This window comes from Bacillus sp. F19 (assembly GCA_023823795.1).
Classification (GTDB): Bacteria; Bacillota; Bacilli; order Bacillales; family Bacillaceae; genus Bacillus_P.
The window spans coordinates 2381653-2397631 of the sequence record CP085710.1; the positions used below are offsets into that span (position 1 = coordinate 2381653).

A 15979-nucleotide genomic window follows, 5' to 3' on the forward strand; every position below is an offset into this window, starting at 1 on the left:
CATTTTTGTTATATTAAAACGATGAATCCCTTGGCACACAAGTTCTAAGGGCATCCGAAAACAAGATAAAACATGTAAAATAACAAAACAGAACGTGTGACAAAAATATAATTAATAAAAAATTTAATAAGCGATTACTAGGAGTAACATTAACATTTAAAATAATAGCCCAACCAAATTCCTAATTTCAATAAACCGATTCAATGGATGAGCTGAATTCTAAACTCAAAAAATAAAGAGTAGGTTCGATGCTATGGTGCATGAACTCTTTGATATCTTGGTGAAAATTCAATCTGACTAGGCGAATCAAATCCTTGTCCAATAAGGAATGATGCGGACCCACTTAAATGCGTTTATTCTTCATTTTTAATCCCTTAATGATTGTTTTGGTCAGCGGGATAGATAATGATTCTAAGCTTTGATCCGAATCGTGTAGCCCCCAATGATAGATGATTCCCATTAGGCTTTGGGTGATCAGTGTTGAAAGATCATCTACGGATTGGCTAGTGTCAATGGCGCCTTGTTCCTTCGCTTCTTCAAGTAATGTACGGATGATTTGAAAAAGGTGGCGATTTGCATCTAAAAAATAAGTGTGTTCTTTTGATTCTAATGCGGAACTGTATATGACTTTCATTAGATCTTTACCCATTTCTTCCTCTAGAAAACGCATTAATTTCCGTATGAAAATAAATAACTTCTCAAACGCGTCCATATCTTTTGGAAAAGACTGAAAGACTTCAAGATAATAATTATCAACTTCGGTGAATCTTACTAATAATATGTCCGATTTAGCTGTAAAGTGTTGATAAAATGAACCTTTTGATGTGCCGCTTTTTTTTACGATTTCGTCGACTGTTACTTTGTTAAAACCTTTTTCACTAAACAGTTTTAAAGACGTTTTTAATATTTTTTCGCGCGTTTGTTCTCCCCTGCGTTGCTTTCTTTTTGGCTCAAACATGAAAAAACCTCCAAATAAACATTGACAGAATATTTAAATCTTTAATAATATTAGACTGTAGTCTAATTATAGGGTTGGTTGTCTTTTAAAATCTAACCTAGATTACGAATAATCACAACCATTTCCTAAACAAAAAAGACAGCGCTTACTTTATATTCTGGAGGGGAAATAATGGATAAAGTTATTGAATCTAGTGAAATAAGAAAGTATTTCAAAAGTAGTGATGTCATTTTAACAGGCGGCTTTGGTTTATCAGGCACACCTTTGACGATCATTGATGAACTATTAGAAGCAGATATTACCGATTTGACGATTGTCAGTAATAACTTAGGTGATGAAGGACAAGGATTGCATAAATTATTCATGCAGGGAAAAATCAAAAAAGCCATTGGCTCATTTTTTTCCATCAATAAAGAGGCTGTTATTGCTTGGTCTAAAGGTAAGTTAGAAATCGACTTGCTACCTCAAGGTACTTTAGCTGAAGCCATTCGTTGCGGTGGTGCTGGTATTGGAGGATTTTATACTAGAACCGGTGTTGGAACTGATTTAGCCGAAGGAAAAGAGGAAAGAGATATCGATGGAGAAAGATATATTTTTGAAAAAGCGATTAAAGGTGATGTCGCTATTGTGAAAGCGGCTAAAGCAGATAAAATTGGAAATTTAGTGTATCATACGACAGCCAGAAACTTTAATCCAATGATGGCTACGGCAGGAAAAATAGTTATTGCTGAAGTTGACGAAATTGTTGAAGTGGGTCAACTAGACCCAGAATATATTGTGACGCCTCATGCTTATGTGAATTATGTCATCAAAAGCAAATATTCAAAAATAGGGAGTGATTATGTTGAGTCAAGATAAAAGACATGTAATTGCTAAAAGAATTGCTGAAGAATTAGAAGATGGTCAAATTGTTAACTTAGGAATAGGGATTCCGACACTGGTTACGTCCTATTTAGGAGATAAAAAAGTATATTTACAAACGGAGAATGGCTTGTTAGGAATGGGACCCCCTCCTTCGGAAGGAAATTTAGATATTGATTTAATTGATGCAGGAAAAGAGCCAGTTACGTATTTGAAAGGTGCATCCTTTTTTAATAGTGCAGATTCTTTTGCTTTGATTAGAGGCGGTCATGTGGATGTAGCGGTTTTAGGCATACTTCAAGTGGATATTCATGGTGAAATTGCCAATTGGGCTGTTCCTAATCAACCGATCTTAGGTGTCGGGGGAGCGATGGATCTAGTAACTGGAGCAAAGAAGGTTATTGTTGCTGCTACTTTATTTGCGAAAGATGGAACGTCTAAATTAGTCAAAGAATTATCATATAAAACAAGCGGTATTCGAAGAGTAGAGCTTTTTGTTTCTGATTACGCTGTTTTTAAATTTACGGATGAAGGCATCAAAGTGATTGAAATGATAGAAGATATTTCAATAGAAGAATTAAGTAAAAAGGTTGGTTTTACATTAGAGTATTTACATAATTTATCACCTAGTCTGTTATAGATGAATAATGGGGGAAAACTTATGAACAAGCAACGAACCGTTTTAGTAACAGGTGCGGCTGGCGGTCTAGGTAAAGCTATCGCAAAGGAATTTATTAAACATCATGACTTTGTATATATAGCCGATCTTAATAAAGAAGCAGCAGAGGAAACCGCACGAGCTCTAGGAGAAAATGCTAAAGGGATTTATTTAGATGTGACGGATGAAGCCGTTATTCAATCAGCAATAGCGGACATTATTAATGAGAAAGGATCGATTGAGGTATTAATTAATAATGCCGGACTTCAATATCGTGCACCATTAGAGTCTTTTCCTTTAGAAAAATGGAACTTACTTATTAATGTCATGTTGACAGGTGTATTTCTGATGACGAAACATGTTTTTCCACATATGAAAAGGGAAGAATACGGGAGGATTGTTAATATATCATCCGTTCATAGGAAGCTAGCCACACCAGAAAAAATTGCCTATGTGGCTGCCAAGCATGGTGTAATAGGCGTTACTGGCGTAACTGCTTTAGAAGGTGCGCCATATAAAATAACGGCTAACTCGATTTTACCTGGCCCAGTGAGAACAGAATTGTTAGTAAAGCAGCTTGATAGCTTAACAGAAAAAGGAATGAATGATAAAGAAGCGCTTGAGGCAATTATGTATCCAAGGCAAGCGATGAATCGTTTTATCGAACCTGAAGAGGTTGCTTCAGGAGTCGTTTATTTAGCATCAGAAGCTGCAGGTGGTATTACGGGAGAACACCTTAGTGTCGCAGGCGGCATGTAAAAAAATGAGGAGGAAAACAGATGACAACCTATATTATTGATGGGGCAAGAACAGCTTTTGGTACTTTCGGCGGTTCATTAAAAGATGTGAACGAAATTGATCTAGGCATAGCAGTTACTACTGAAGTAATTAAAAGAAGCGGCATTTCAGCTTCAGATATTGATGAAATCATATTTGGAAACATTATTCATACAAGTAGCAACTCTGCTTATTTAGCAAGGCATATTGGTTTAAGAAGTGGCATGGAAGAGTCATCATCTGCCCTTACACTTAATCGATTATGTGGTTCAAGCATGCAGTCGATCGTATCTGCTGCACAGGCAATTGCATTAGGGGATGCAAATGTCATTGTTGCAGGCGGAACAGAAAATATGAGTCTATCTCCTCATGTATTAAGAGGAACACGCTTTGGCTCACCAAATAAGGCGCCAGTCGTAGATGATATGCTTTGGGAAACATTAACCGATCAATATGTTGGTTGTGGAATGGGCATGACAGCCGAAAATTTATCAGAAAAGTATAATATTTCTCGTGAAGAACAAGATGCGTTTGCGGTTCATTCACAGGAAAAAGCGATTCAAGCAAGAAATAGTGGTCGTTTCGCGGAAGAGATTGTACCAATTTCGATCAAAGGGAAAAAAGGACAAGAAAATGTCTTTAAGGTCGATGAACATATTAGAGAAGGTGCAAGTGTAGAAGGCTTAACCAAACTAAAGCCGGCTTTTAAGAAAGCCGGGACGGTGACACCAGGAAATGCGAGCGGTATTAACGATGGGGCAGCAGCAGTCATGCTAGCATCGGAAGACTATGTCAATGAACATGATTTAAAACCATTAGCAAAGGTTGTTTCGTGGGGCGTAGCAGGAGTTGATCCAAAAATTATGGGAATTGGACCCGTTCCAGCAAGCAAAAAAGCATTAGAGAAGGCTGGTTTAAGACTAGATGATATTGGCTTGTTTGAATTTAACGAGGCATTTGCGGCACAATCTTTAGCCGTAATTAAAGAGTTAGGTGTCGATCAGGATAAAGTAAATGTAAACGGAGGGGCTATCGCATTAGGTCATCCGGTTGGTGCAAGCGGCTCAAGAATCACCTATACTTTAGCACTTGAAATGAAGAAAAGAAATGTTAAATATGGATTAGCTTCGCTTTGTATTGGTGGCGGCCAAGGTATTGCCATTATTTTAGAAAATGTGAATATCTAATTAAAGTTAATAGTAAAAGAGTCGATCAGAAGCAAAATTTTATCAATAGATATAGAGACAGGCGTTTTAGTTTAATGATTAAAAATTAGTATGAAAAGGGAGGGAATAATCATGAATCAATCTATTAGTATAATAGAAAAAAGAACAACCAGTAAAACAATGAAGCGCATTCTTCCATTTATCTTGATTCTTTATATTATTGCTTACTTAGACCGGGTTAACTTAGGCTACGCCGCTTTAGAAATGAATGCGGAATTAGCTTTATCTGCTGAAGTTTTTGGTCTGCTTTCTGGTATATTCTTTATTGGCTATTTCTTTTTTGAAGTCCCAAGTAACATGATTATGCATAAAGTGGGAGCTCGCATGTGGATTGCTCGTATTATGATTTCATGGGGAATTGTCGTGGTCTTAACTGGTTTTGCGCAAACGACGACTCATCTATACATTCTACGTTTTCTTTTAGGCGTCGCTGAAGCTGGATTTTTCCCAGGTATTATTTTGTATTTAACTTATTGGTTTAGAGCCCGAGAAAGAGGACGAGCAACAGCTGTCTTACTATTAGCTTTACCAATAGGTGGATTAATTGGCGCACCGGTGTCAACGTGGATTCTTGATAATATATTTTGGTTCGATATGGCAGGATGGAGATGGGTGTTTATCCTTGAGGGAATCCCGGCTATTATTTTAGGTTTCGTTGTTGTTTTTTACTTAACTAATAGACCTGCTAATGCTAAATGGTTATCTAAGGAAGAAAAAGATTGGTTAGAAGGTGAATTGAGCGCTGAACGACAATTAAGTGCACAAATAAATAAAGTCTCAAAACTAGACATGCTGAAGGATTTAAAAGTTTGGAAGTTATCTCTGCTTTATTTCTCTACTTATACAGGTCTCTATGGATTGTCATTCTGGATGCCAACCATCATTAAATCCTTATCAGAAAATGCATCGACCAACTTAGAGATAGGATGGTTAGCCATGATTCCTTCACTAGTAGGTATCCCATCTATAATTTTTGTTGGTTGGAATTCGGATAGGACTAATGCGCACAAAATGCATTTAATAGTTTCCTTTATTATCGCGGTTATAGGGTTTATCGGATGTGGCTTTTCAGACAGCGTCTTTATGATGGTGCTTATGTTAACGGTTACATCTGCAGGACTATATGGATTTACTGGGTGTTTCTTTGCCTACATGACATTTTTCTTCACCGAGTCTACTGCACCTGTTGGCATTGCTTTAGTCAATTCATTTGCAGCATTAGGTGGATTTGTAGGACCAATGATTCTAGGTGCTGTAGCATTTACTCAAGGGATGTTTATCATATCAGGCCTACTCGCAATCGGTCTAATCACCTTATTGACATTAAAATTGGCAAGTAATATAAATGAGAACATTGTTAAAGAAATCCCAGCTAGACAATAAAAACTGATTTAAATGAAAAGAAAAGGTTTTGAAAAAAGAAACACCAGAGAAATTCTTAAGAATTTCTCTGGTGTTTCTTTTGGTATAGTAAGGAGTATGCGGATAAGAACCTTAATGTATCAATGTTTTCCGATATATTAATAAGGGGGCCTAACGGCAAAACGCAGAATGTTGACGGTACCCCTATATGGTGTGTGTTAGTTGTAGTATCATAGTCTAAAATTTTGGCAAAGCATCAACCGCATCCGCTAAATCACTCGTTGTCGCAATGTTGCTATGTCCAGCCAATCTTCTCATCTTTTCAAATATATGTTCGCATTCTATCCACTACATCATCTGTGTTGATCTACAAGAATGGTATTACCATCAGGATCTTCAATTGTAAAACTTGCAGGACCTTCGCTTGTTTCATCTGCTTCTGACAACATCTTAATTCCTTTTGCTTTAAGCTGCTTTTGAAGGTCCCGGATGTCTGTGAATGAATCAAGATTTTCGGCATTTTCATTCCAGCCTGGATTAAACGTCAGAATGTTCTTTTCAAACATTCCCTGAAATAGACCAATGACGGTACTTTCATTCTTCATTATAAGCCAATTTTGGGTAATATCCCCACCTAAGGCTTGAAATCCTAGGCTTTCGTAAAATGATTTTGATTGATTAATGTCTTTTACACTTAAACTTATAGAGAATGCGCCTAGTTTCATATTTCCTCCTCATATAAAATAAATAATTTAGAAAGTTTTTTGCATTAATTAAGTATACATCATTACTTTGAAGAACACATCAGATAAAGAATTTTCAATCTTTTAAAAAGGCTGTTATGATCAAAGAACAAATGAACTATTCTGACCCTTTAAAAATGGCAGTGCCCTTTTGTTTAAGTATTCCAGTATTCCGTGCTTTTTTGAGATCCTATGAATAAGCCAAAATTCAATAAAATAATAATAGTAGTTTCTAATTTTACTTTTGTTATGTTCATTTTCAGGGAATGAAGAATAGGTTCAGTTATGCTGCTTTGGCTGTTAAAGGTAGTACTTTTTTTGGACAATATAACGTATTGATAAAATTATGGATAACTTTAATTCGTTAAATGTGAATATTCCGTATTAGATGATTTTTTCATTAAGGTAGAGTCACGGTATATGTCATGTCTCATATACCAAAGAAGAACTTTGAGAAATATTCAATTTAAAGAAATCATTCTACATAATAAAGGTGTGTACTTTTGTTTAGAAGCAAAAAATAGTTAGATTAGTAGGGAATTATTTCATCTACTTATTATCATGGGGTATTGCTCGATGGATTTTTAATCATAGTTCCACCTCTAATCAATGGTTAATATATTGTATTGTATAAAAACCGTTTTGAATGAGGTGGACCGATGTATTTTTTTAAATCAATTTCAGATGATGTTCGATTTGCCCAATTAGAATTTTGTAAACATACAAAAGCGAAGAGGCTTGTTTTAGGATCTTTTCTCGCCTGTATGGCTACTGTACTTCAAGCAGCAGGCGGCTTTTTACCAGGGATCGGATATTTTATCAGCCCATTTGCCACTTTACCCATTCTGATTGGTGCCATGTTTTCCCTTCATATGGGAGTGATGTCTTATTTTCTTACCATCCTGTTGCTATTTATTCTGTTCCCAAGTGAACTAGTCGTTTTTCCTTTTACAACAGGGTTGTTAGGGATTGGTATAGGCGCAGCTTTTTCCTTTTTCAAGAAGAGATTAAGCATTATTTCTATTGGTGCCATTCTCTTAACGATAGGAATTATGAGTCTACTAAATGTTTTCAACTTTCCCGTTCTTGGTCCAGCCGTATCCGATTCCTTTTCACTCCTTACAGCAGGAAGTATTTTTTTATTTTCTTTCCTTTATAACTGGTTATGGGTTGAGATGGCTTTATTCTTTTTTAAAAAATTAAAGGCCATTATAATTTAGTGACTCTCCAAATCTCTTATAAATTCCGCGGGATAAGTAGGAACAAGGGAGAATGGCACCCGTCCATGTTTGTGCATTTGCTGTTTCAGATAAAAGATTTTGGGTTTTAAAATTTTCTCCCATAAGAGGAATATGTGAACCGGTATATAAGAGCGATTATATGCTCAACAAGTTAGTGAGAGCCAGATACGGCAGAACTTTGTCCGTTCTATTGTATGAGAAATACAAATATTTGGGATGAAATCAAGGTGTTCGGCTTTTAAATACCCGGAAAAATAAACAAACGAGGGAGTATGATTGCTCTCTTGTTTGTTTTATATTTCGATTCAATTAAATCCAAGAAAGAGATTTTTCTGGTATTAAGTCGAATTTTATAGTTGTGAATCATGGAACAATTTCAAAAACAGTACCTTGGTTAAAATCAGTTACATTCATAGAGCCATAAACCCCTAAATATAGTCTGGTTTGATTCAGATTCGTTCCCAAACTAACATAAAAAGCTGATTGAGACCCAAAATTATAATCGGTTTCAATAACACTAAAATCATTTAGTTTACAATCTGTTCTTACCTTGGTATAAGCTAGAGCCCCTCTAACCGGAGGTTGAGATTCTTCATCCCGGGCAAAATCGGTAAACACAACGCTTCCCGTTAAATCGGGAATTCCATTCCCCATATATGACTGGACTCCTGTAAGTGCAGTTCCTCCAAACTTATCGGGTCGGGGATCTTTATGAAAATAACTAGTTAGAGGCTGAAGACGCCGCACTGAAGTTTTTACCGCTTCATTGTAATAAGCAATTGTTTTCTCATCCAAAGTCGGATTTGTAGAGCAGCCCCTTATAATCGAAGTAGGAAAAGCACCTTCCCACCCTCGCCAGCCAAAGTTAATAAATCCTTCTTGGTCAGGTTCAGAATTCATTAAAGAAGCTTGAATAAGCTGAGTAACCGGTATTGGTTTATAATGAACGAATGAAAAAATTGACTCTGCCAGATCCTGTCCGACATTTCCCACATATTTGATATACTGATTATAAATCCTTTGAAATGAAATGCCAGGTATATTGCGTACCCCTTTGGCAATTACTGTAAGCGTTTCCTGAATAGGTGCGGGAAGTTCATTAAAACGTGTGACTGCAGGTGGATTATTGGTAAAGGTATTCTTAACTACATCAATTTCAATTATTTTACCGGCGATTTCCATATCATTCTGGCTTAAATTAAATGGATCATAGCCTGATCCACCATCTCCGGTTGTTAAAACAAGTTTTCCTGTTTCAGGTGAAAAGTTTAAGCTATTGACACCATTATGATTAAAAAATGGTCTTCTTAAGTTAAGTAATGTCCGTCGTTTTTGAGGTTGACCATTCGATTGTAAAATCCATTCTTCAACTGTATCAATATGATCATATTGAGTTTCTCTATTTATCCACCTTAAGTTTAAGGTTCTGGGGTCACACGGGTTAGGCTTAAAAAATTCAGGAAGAGCACCTGGACCTTGTGTTCCAGCTACTGAATAATGAAGATAAAACAGACCGTTATAATAAAATTCGGGATGAAATGCTAGCCCTAGCAATCCCCGTTCATCATATCCACCATCAGAAACACCTAGCCTTATGATTCGCGGGCGAATATCTAAAAAAGTCCTTATAACTCCGTTTCCTATGTAAAAGATCTCTCCTACCTGGGTTGCAATAAATAATCTTTCAATTGAGTCACCCGGAGGTATAGTTGTTTTCAAAACAGTGGGTAAATTTATCTTACTAACAATGGGCCGTAAACTAACTTTAACTTTTATCATCTGACTATACACTCCTTCTTATTGTTTTCTTTTATAAGAATATTGTTAGAACTGTTCTATTAGTACCAAATTAAGGCCGTGGAATCTGACAAGGCATTGCACCATTTTCCGCACCAGCGTACTTAAAGGGTGCATTTCTTCAAGAAGGAGAAGTGCACTTTTTAATTGAATTAAAGAACAGGGATACCCTTTTTGCATAGGATAAAGGTGGCATCCATTAATTTTAGGATGATGGATATTGGATTACTGATGACATATATGATTACGAATATTAAGAGTAAAAAATTTATGGGAGAGATATATATGAAAATAGAAAATCAAATACAATACCGTGAAGATTTGTTGGAATGGTGTAATAATATTTATTTTCACTGGGAAAGTTTAAAACCAAGGTTTTCAAAACTCTTTGATTTAAAAAGCCTAGAGGAATGGGAAGAGTCATACCGCGAATTAAAAGGAAAATTACAGACAGATTTAAAAGTGGATTTCGATGACTATCAGGCAGCAAAAACCTATATGAACAGTGGGAACTGCTACACGAAGAATAACAGGGTTATCAAAAAAAAGAAGATGAATCTGATGTGAGAAAGATGGCTGAGTTACCCTCTGATTCTAATAGGGGAATAGTAATGATAAGTCAGGAGGCGAACGATACAGTAGAAGAACTTGATAAAGAATGGGTTGAACTCATTCAAATGATTATTAATTTGGAAATTCCAATACAAGAAATAAGAAATTTTGTATCAGACTATAAACGGTAATAAGTTGATAAACACACTTAGGTTGCCTATAGGGTAGCCTTTTATTTTACATGTGTACCGCCAGCGAAAAGGATAAACCACGCAAAGCAAATTTCGATAGTAAAATAAGCAAAGCTAGTATCTTTTTTTGGTATTTAGGAGTGTTGGCTATAATATTTTGATACACAATGAGAAAAAAGGCTTTTTATTTTCCATTCTAAGGCGTGGTTTTTCCTAAATGAATAACCAAGGAAAAAATCTTATAATGCGTTAAATGTAGAAATGAAATAAAGATTGAAGGTTTCTAAAACATCTTTGATCAAAAAACTTTATTTTAAAATACGTGTTTTGAAATGTAGCCAATCTAAGGTTATTTATCTCCTATGTAAGAGTCTATTTTATGATATCCACCATCGCCTAAAGATGTGGTTTTTAAGGAGTTTTTTAACAAGAAAAATTAAAACTTCTTTTAATCACACATCGAAAAAGCAGACAAAATAGAAAAAAGCAGGCAAAAAACAAGCCTACTAATGAGTTTAATTCTAATCTTAGTGGGGGAATACATGGAGTTTTTAACAAAATCAAATTCCATAGGTTATAGCGTAAAAAAAGAATCAAAATAATTTATGTTTTTACATAGCAATGGTGCTTTGTCAAAAATTAAAAAGGTTTTTTCAATGGGAGAATGATTCTTTTTTATGTTAGGTAATAAAAAGTGTCCAATATGAAAAGGGGAGTTTTCATCGGACACTTTTGGACGTTCTAATAACACAAGAAAAAAAGGAATTGAAAGAACACTGGCATTAATATTATTCCCATTTCCCACACCAAAATTGATTTTTTATATTTTTTATTGTTGCTTGTATTGTGGTTCTTCCTGTTGAACTTGCTGAACACGTGGAGATAGTTGGTCAATGATAAGTTGTGCTTGTTGAGCCGTATTTTGATACAGTTGTTGTGCCTGTTGATTGTCAGTGTCAAGCGCAAATCCTTCTAAGCTTGCTTGTGCACTTTTTAACCCTGCTATCGTTTGTTGTAGGTTTTTGATTACTGTCATTTGAGATTCCTCCTTTTAAGTTAATCGAAACAATATATAGAATGTCGATCATTGAAAAGAAATATGTTTCCCAATTTTTGTTAAGGGAAATGAAACTAAGCTTTCTTTACTGTTATAAAAATTTAATGAATCCCCTTGTTTAAAGGGGATTCATTAGACAGAATGCCGAGATTTTGTTATTCGAATATTTCTTGTACTTAGAACGGAGTAATATTAATTATATGCAAAAATGTTTCATATGTAGATTTCAAATACAATTACAAAACCACCTATACGGTGGATTCAGAAGTGTAGCAAAGATATAAAATTGGGACAATTGTCTAAATTCATTGTATGTTGGAAATTTTAATGTGTGCCAGATCTATTTATCTTCACTGGTTTTTGATTTTTTCTTCTAGGAACTTATTAAATTCTTTCTTAGTTATTACATTCGATTTCATTGCCTCTTTTACTAAATCAATTAATTCTTTGGTAAGATTTTGATCATTGTTTTCTTTTGTCATTTTCTTCTTCCTTTTTTAACTTATTTTATCAAAAGTAAATAATGCATATTCTATACAAATCTAGTTAATCTAAAACTAATCTTTCCATCTTGTTAGTTTTCTGGGGTTAGTTATGTCCAAATAAATTAAGCGTTCTGATTACCGGTGAGTCCTTGATAGTCTGTTTCAATGCTTAAGTGTCTAGGCGTCAAATTAACAACAGCTTGGTTTGGCAATATACTAAGATCTCCATTCGGTTCGAGAATCACATAATCGAATCCTGTATATTCGGATATCCTGCGGTCCGGATGGCTGACAATAGTTCCACGAGAGGAAAGCGAGTTTTCTGTAATTCTCTTTTGGAGATTTTCCCATGCTTTACCAAAATGCTCGGCTGGCCGATGAACAAACGGTTTAACAAGCGAAAAAGATTTAATTTAGAAAATAACAGGTACATAACGACGATGGTTATGATTCCTATAATAGCCTGTTCAATCCCATCGGCTTTGATGGGGGAAACGGACAATGTGACGAGAAATACAATAGCGGCAAGATCTGGAGGAGTCAACTGAGCCAACACAGTCTTTCCCATACAACGCATCGCTATAATTACCAAACCAAAAAGTAGGATTAATTTCCCAACAAGAAAGAACATTTCCAACCCTCATTTTTATATACTTATCCATGAAAAATACAAATATTATTTTGGTCACATAAAATTGAAAACATACTTAATGGTATATTATTTTCCAGTATATATAAGTACAATCGTCGAAAAATAAAGACGGAAGAACATTTTCTTCTAAATAAAATAAAAAAGAGGTACTTACAAAATGAACAATTTACGTTGGTTAACGTCCTTTTGGTCGCAATAATAGATGGATGTTTGGGAAGAGACGTAATAATAGAGGTATGATGATTTCGTTATTGGGTCTAGGAGTTGGTGCTATTACTACTTATGGAATGACAAGAGGACGTGGAAGTGAAATGGCACAGACAACCGTACAACCCATTCTAAGTAGGATCAATAATAGACAAATAAAAAGCGTTTTGCCTAATCAATAAAATATAAACATACTTTTCTGACGTATAAGTTTGAAAAAAACTATAACTGTGACAATGTATCCTTTTCACATTTAGTTGACTAATGATTCTTCTCAGAATAAAATTTTGCGGGATACATTTACAAAAATACTAGCGCATAGCTAACAGATTACATTAAAAATGCTTATCCAGTTCTTTTGAACCTTATGTTAATAACGTTTTAATGGGAACTATACATTTCTAAAGGAATTCACAATGTATGAATAACAAAATGACATTTTCTTATACTAAGGTCGAAACCAATTTAAGGAGGGATAACGAATGACTGAGCAAAATCGATCTGCTATTGATCAAGGACGTAACAGAACAAAACGTGGGGTTGAAGCAGCAGGCGATGCAGCCAAAAATGCAATTGATGCTGTTGAAGATGTTGGAAAAGCAGCGGTTGACCGTATTTCCGATACAGTTAAAGATGTTACAGTAAGATGACTTGTTTGAGTCTCTGTTATAATAGTTAATCAAAGAAAAAAGAGGTATATATAGGAATAAGATCGTCAAGAGACGGTCTTTTTTTAAGTTCTTCACCTTACATAAGTACAGTTCCCACTTAGGTCATGTCCGTATTCCATTGACTCCTATTAGCTGGTTTAGTTCAACAAGCTAACAGCAGCAACCGTAATTTTAATCTTGATCTTCCGCAATCGGGCACGTTTCCACAGGAACGTGTCTTTTTCACATTAATAAGAATAAATAAGGACTTTTGTGGATCCTATACTTATAATAATTTAAGGCGTTTACGTTATTTTTACGCTTTTTACACATATATTCAACAATCTTATTTTATGATTAAACAGGTTTCAAAAAATTCTAACAAAAAAGGAGGTAAAAAATAAAAATAAGGAAAATTGTTGATCTATTTTTGAGTTTTTTATTCCCGTCAGTTACGAATGTATTTTACTCAACCTCATAAACCTGTATTTATAGACAAGTTGGAGTTTGTTGGAATGGACGCTCTGATACCGATGATGAAAGTTCAAAGATGTACAGTGAAGCATCAGTTGTCGTTACATACAGCAATGGTTCTCATTTTTACTTTAATAAAAAACTAACATAACAATTCAAAATCTATAATGTTAGTAGTTGTGATCAAAATTTAGCAGGAAGGATGTCGAAATAATGAAAAAGCGTTTGTTTACTAGTCTTGCAATTTGCCTTTCGACAGCATTAGTTACAACATCTGTTCAAGCGAGTGATCAAGTTCCCGATAAGAGCATTCATTCAATTGCTCAACAGAAGGTTGCTGATACGAATTTTAAAGTTACCGAGTCTGGTGAAGCACTACTTGACATTACCGCACTTGCCCTAGGAGTTGATTGGGGAAAAAAAGGAAAAGAGTCTGCAGTAGTAACTGTTAAGGTAGATGGTAACTATGTTCAAGATGTTGTTCTTTTCATGGGTCAGGAAAAATTTACATATGAGGTTAGTCTTGGGCACGTTTCGGCTGGCAAACACAAAGTGGAAGTATTTTTAAATGATGAGAAATCTCCAGATGGTGTTAAAAAGGTAATAATCACCAAAATAAACGTTAAGACAATTCCTTTAACGACTGAGGACGCTCTTATTTATAAATATTCGCCAATTCTTTATGGACGTAATTTATCGGAAATTCCTGGGAATTATGAAAATAATGCCACTGATATACCTCTTCTAATGTATCATAAGAAATCAAAGGACAATGTCGGAAATATAACCATTGAGTATAGTATGATTTGGTCGAATGAGGACGGAGGAACGAATACACCGGCACTAATGGCGAGGTGGGGAAGGACCACAGATATTGAATGGGTTTACCGTGTGACTCTAAATCCAAATGGAGTGATCCTTTCTGAAAAATATCAAGGACTTAATCATGCTACTGTACCTTTTACAGGAGTAAAAGAAGGTCACCACCCTCTTTTAGTGACATCTACCGCAAATAACATGGTAAGTCAGTTGGATGATCCGGCCGTATCAACCGGCTATCGTTTTTTCTTAAATCCAGCGCAAACATTACCTGAAAACCGAACGAGAGAAGTATTAATGGATGCAAATCCATGGATCTATGAAATCATGGCAAAGGAAATGAACCGGGAAGAAAAAGTTGAGAAGGTAGCTGATCCGAATACTCCTGAGATCTCAGATCAGAAAAATTATTTATTTATCGAGCTTAATCAACAAAGAAAAAATTCCTCAGCTGGAACAGCCATTTCTGTAAAATTAAAGAATGATGAAACCTTGTATACTTCAAATCATGACATTCCCGACTGGTCGATTAACCGTAACGGTCCTGCAGCGACAACCGTTGAACTACCTGCGGGTACGGATGTTAATGATATCGAAGTAATTAAAGCTGTATCTGTACCTATTAATAATTCACTAGATTACAATATAAAGTTAACGAATATTAACCGTGCCTTTTTCCTTGATAAAACCTATCAACCCCAAAGCTCATTTTTTCAATGGGACGGTGAAAAGACATTAACACCTGAAAAACCTGAATGTATCCTTTGGAATAGTAATTAAGGGACCCCCGAAATACAAAAAAAGACAGAAAATCCCAACAATAGTTTTTCATTAATCAATTGCTTTTCTCCCCCTCCTCATTACGATAGAAAGAGGAGGGGGTTTTTTTATAGGTTCATTTGGCCCTTTATCAGAATGGGATTCAAGAAAGGCATCAATCGTGAACAAGTCATAGGAGCAAGTTGAGTTATTGGTCCTCCAGGATTTAATATAATGAATACATTAGATGGTTATGAAACAGAAGCAGCAAAAGGCTGTTTAGAAATCTCTAAGAATAACCGAATGGTTCGCACCATTTTTGCTTCAGCAGACAAGCAAAACAAACAATCTTTGGAAATATTAAAAAAATTGGATTCGCCTTTAAGAAATGAAGTGATTTTAAGTCCTCATAAGAGGTTGAATAAAACCCCATTTTTTTATGTTGCTGCTTGGTTTCAGCAGAAGCCGAAATGTTGATTCATCAACAAGAAAGGCGTCTGCAGCGGATGT

Annotated in this window: 15 protein-coding genes; 10 read left to right on the forward strand and 5 right to left on the reverse strand. The window is 35.3% G+C overall.

Annotation, left to right across the window (positions count from 1 at the left end; translation table 11 throughout):
- Window positions 1-343: 343 nt before the first annotated feature.
- Window positions 344-958: a TetR/AcrR family transcriptional regulator gene (locus LIT25_12075; GenBank protein USK35949.1), complete on the reverse strand. Its 615-nt coding sequence runs from the start codon at window positions 956-958 to the stop codon at window positions 344-346.
- 171 nt (window positions 959-1129) lie between these two features.
- On the opposite strand from LIT25_12075, the gene LIT25_12080 reads away from it, so the two are divergent.
- The 5 genes from LIT25_12080 to LIT25_12100 all read left to right on the forward strand — a co-directional run bounded on the left by LIT25_12080 (window position 1130) and on the right by LIT25_12100 (window position 5863).
- Window positions 1130-1816 carry a CoA transferase subunit A gene (locus LIT25_12080; protein ID USK35950.1) on the forward strand — a complete coding sequence of 229 codons (687 nt, stop codon included), beginning with the start codon at window positions 1130-1132 and terminating at the stop codon, window positions 1814-1816.
- Window positions 1800-2459 (forward strand): 3-oxoacid CoA-transferase subunit B, encoded by a 660-nt coding sequence (locus LIT25_12085; GenBank protein USK35951.1) that lies wholly within the window; start codon window positions 1800-1802, stop codon window positions 2457-2459. Before LIT25_12080 ends, LIT25_12085 begins: the two co-directional genes overlap by 17 nt.
- Window positions 2460-2480: 21 nt before the next feature.
- Complete coding sequence (locus LIT25_12090) at window positions 2481-3236, forward strand: 3-hydroxybutyrate dehydrogenase (GenBank protein ID USK35952.1); 756 nt, start codon at window positions 2481-2483, stop codon at window positions 3234-3236.
- Window positions 3237-3256: 20 nt separating this feature from the next.
- Window positions 3257-4441 (forward strand): acetyl-CoA C-acetyltransferase, encoded by a 1185-nt coding sequence (locus tag LIT25_12095; GenBank protein USK35953.1) that lies wholly within the window; start codon window positions 3257-3259, stop codon window positions 4439-4441.
- 111 nt (window positions 4442-4552) lie between these two features.
- A complete protein-coding gene (locus LIT25_12100; GenBank protein USK35954.1) occupies window positions 4553-5863 on the forward strand; it encodes an MFS transporter in 1311 nt (436 codons plus the stop codon).
- Between the two features lie 332 nt (window positions 5864-6195).
- Here the strand turns inward: LIT25_12100 and LIT25_12105 are convergent, their stop codons facing one another.
- Window positions 6196-6567 carry a VOC family protein gene (locus LIT25_12105; GenBank protein USK35955.1) on the reverse strand — a complete coding sequence of 124 codons (372 nt, stop codon included), beginning with the start codon at window positions 6565-6567 and terminating at the stop codon, window positions 6196-6198.
- Window positions 6568-7244: 677 nt separating this feature from the next.
- On the opposite strand from LIT25_12105, the gene LIT25_12110 reads away from it, so the two are divergent.
- Window positions 7245-7805 (forward strand): hypothetical protein, encoded by a 561-nt coding sequence (locus LIT25_12110; protein ID USK35956.1) that lies wholly within the window; start codon window positions 7245-7247, stop codon window positions 7803-7805.
- 384 nt (window positions 7806-8189) lie between these two features.
- Here LIT25_12110 and LIT25_12115 read toward each other — a convergent pair whose 3' ends face one another.
- Window positions 8190-9605 (reverse strand): PQQ-dependent sugar dehydrogenase, encoded by a 1416-nt coding sequence (locus LIT25_12115; GenBank protein ID USK35957.1) that lies wholly within the window; start codon window positions 9603-9605, stop codon window positions 8190-8192.
- Window positions 9606-9908: 303 nt separating this feature from the next.
- Here LIT25_12115 and LIT25_12120 point away from each other — a divergent pair, with 303 nt between their 5' ends.
- On the forward strand, window positions 9909-10190 hold the full coding sequence (locus tag LIT25_12120) for a hypothetical protein (protein USK35958.1): 282 nt from the start codon (window positions 9909-9911) through the stop codon (window positions 10188-10190).
- A 1005-nt stretch (window positions 10191-11195) separates the two neighbouring features.
- Here LIT25_12120 and LIT25_12125 read toward each other — a convergent pair.
- Window positions 11196-11402 (reverse strand): DUF1657 domain-containing protein, encoded by a 207-nt coding sequence (locus LIT25_12125; protein USK35959.1) that lies wholly within the window; start codon window positions 11400-11402, stop codon window positions 11196-11198.
- A gap of 747 nt (window positions 11403-12149) precedes the next feature.
- Window positions 12150-12539, reverse strand: coding sequence for a DUF421 domain-containing protein (locus LIT25_12130; GenBank protein USK35960.1), 390 nt, complete (start codon window positions 12537-12539; stop codon window positions 12150-12152).
- A 710-nt stretch (window positions 12540-13249) separates the two neighbouring features.
- Here LIT25_12130 and LIT25_12135 point away from each other — a divergent pair.
- The 3 genes from LIT25_12135 (at window position 13250) to LIT25_12145 (ending at window position 15946) form a co-directional block, all read left to right on the forward strand.
- Window positions 13250-13417, forward strand: coding sequence for a hypothetical protein (locus LIT25_12135; protein ID USK35961.1), 168 nt, complete (start codon window positions 13250-13252; stop codon window positions 13415-13417).
- Window positions 13418-14104: 687 nt separating this feature from the next.
- Window positions 14105-15490 carry a hypothetical protein gene (locus tag LIT25_12140; GenBank protein USK35962.1) on the forward strand — a complete coding sequence of 462 codons (1386 nt, stop codon included), beginning with the start codon at window positions 14105-14107 and terminating at the stop codon, window positions 15488-15490.
- 213 nt (window positions 15491-15703) lie between these two features.
- Window positions 15704-15946, forward strand: a complete 243-nt coding sequence (locus tag LIT25_12145) for a GNAT family N-acetyltransferase (protein ID USK35963.1) — start codon at window positions 15704-15706, stop codon at window positions 15944-15946.
- Window positions 15947-15979: the final 33 nt, after the last annotated feature.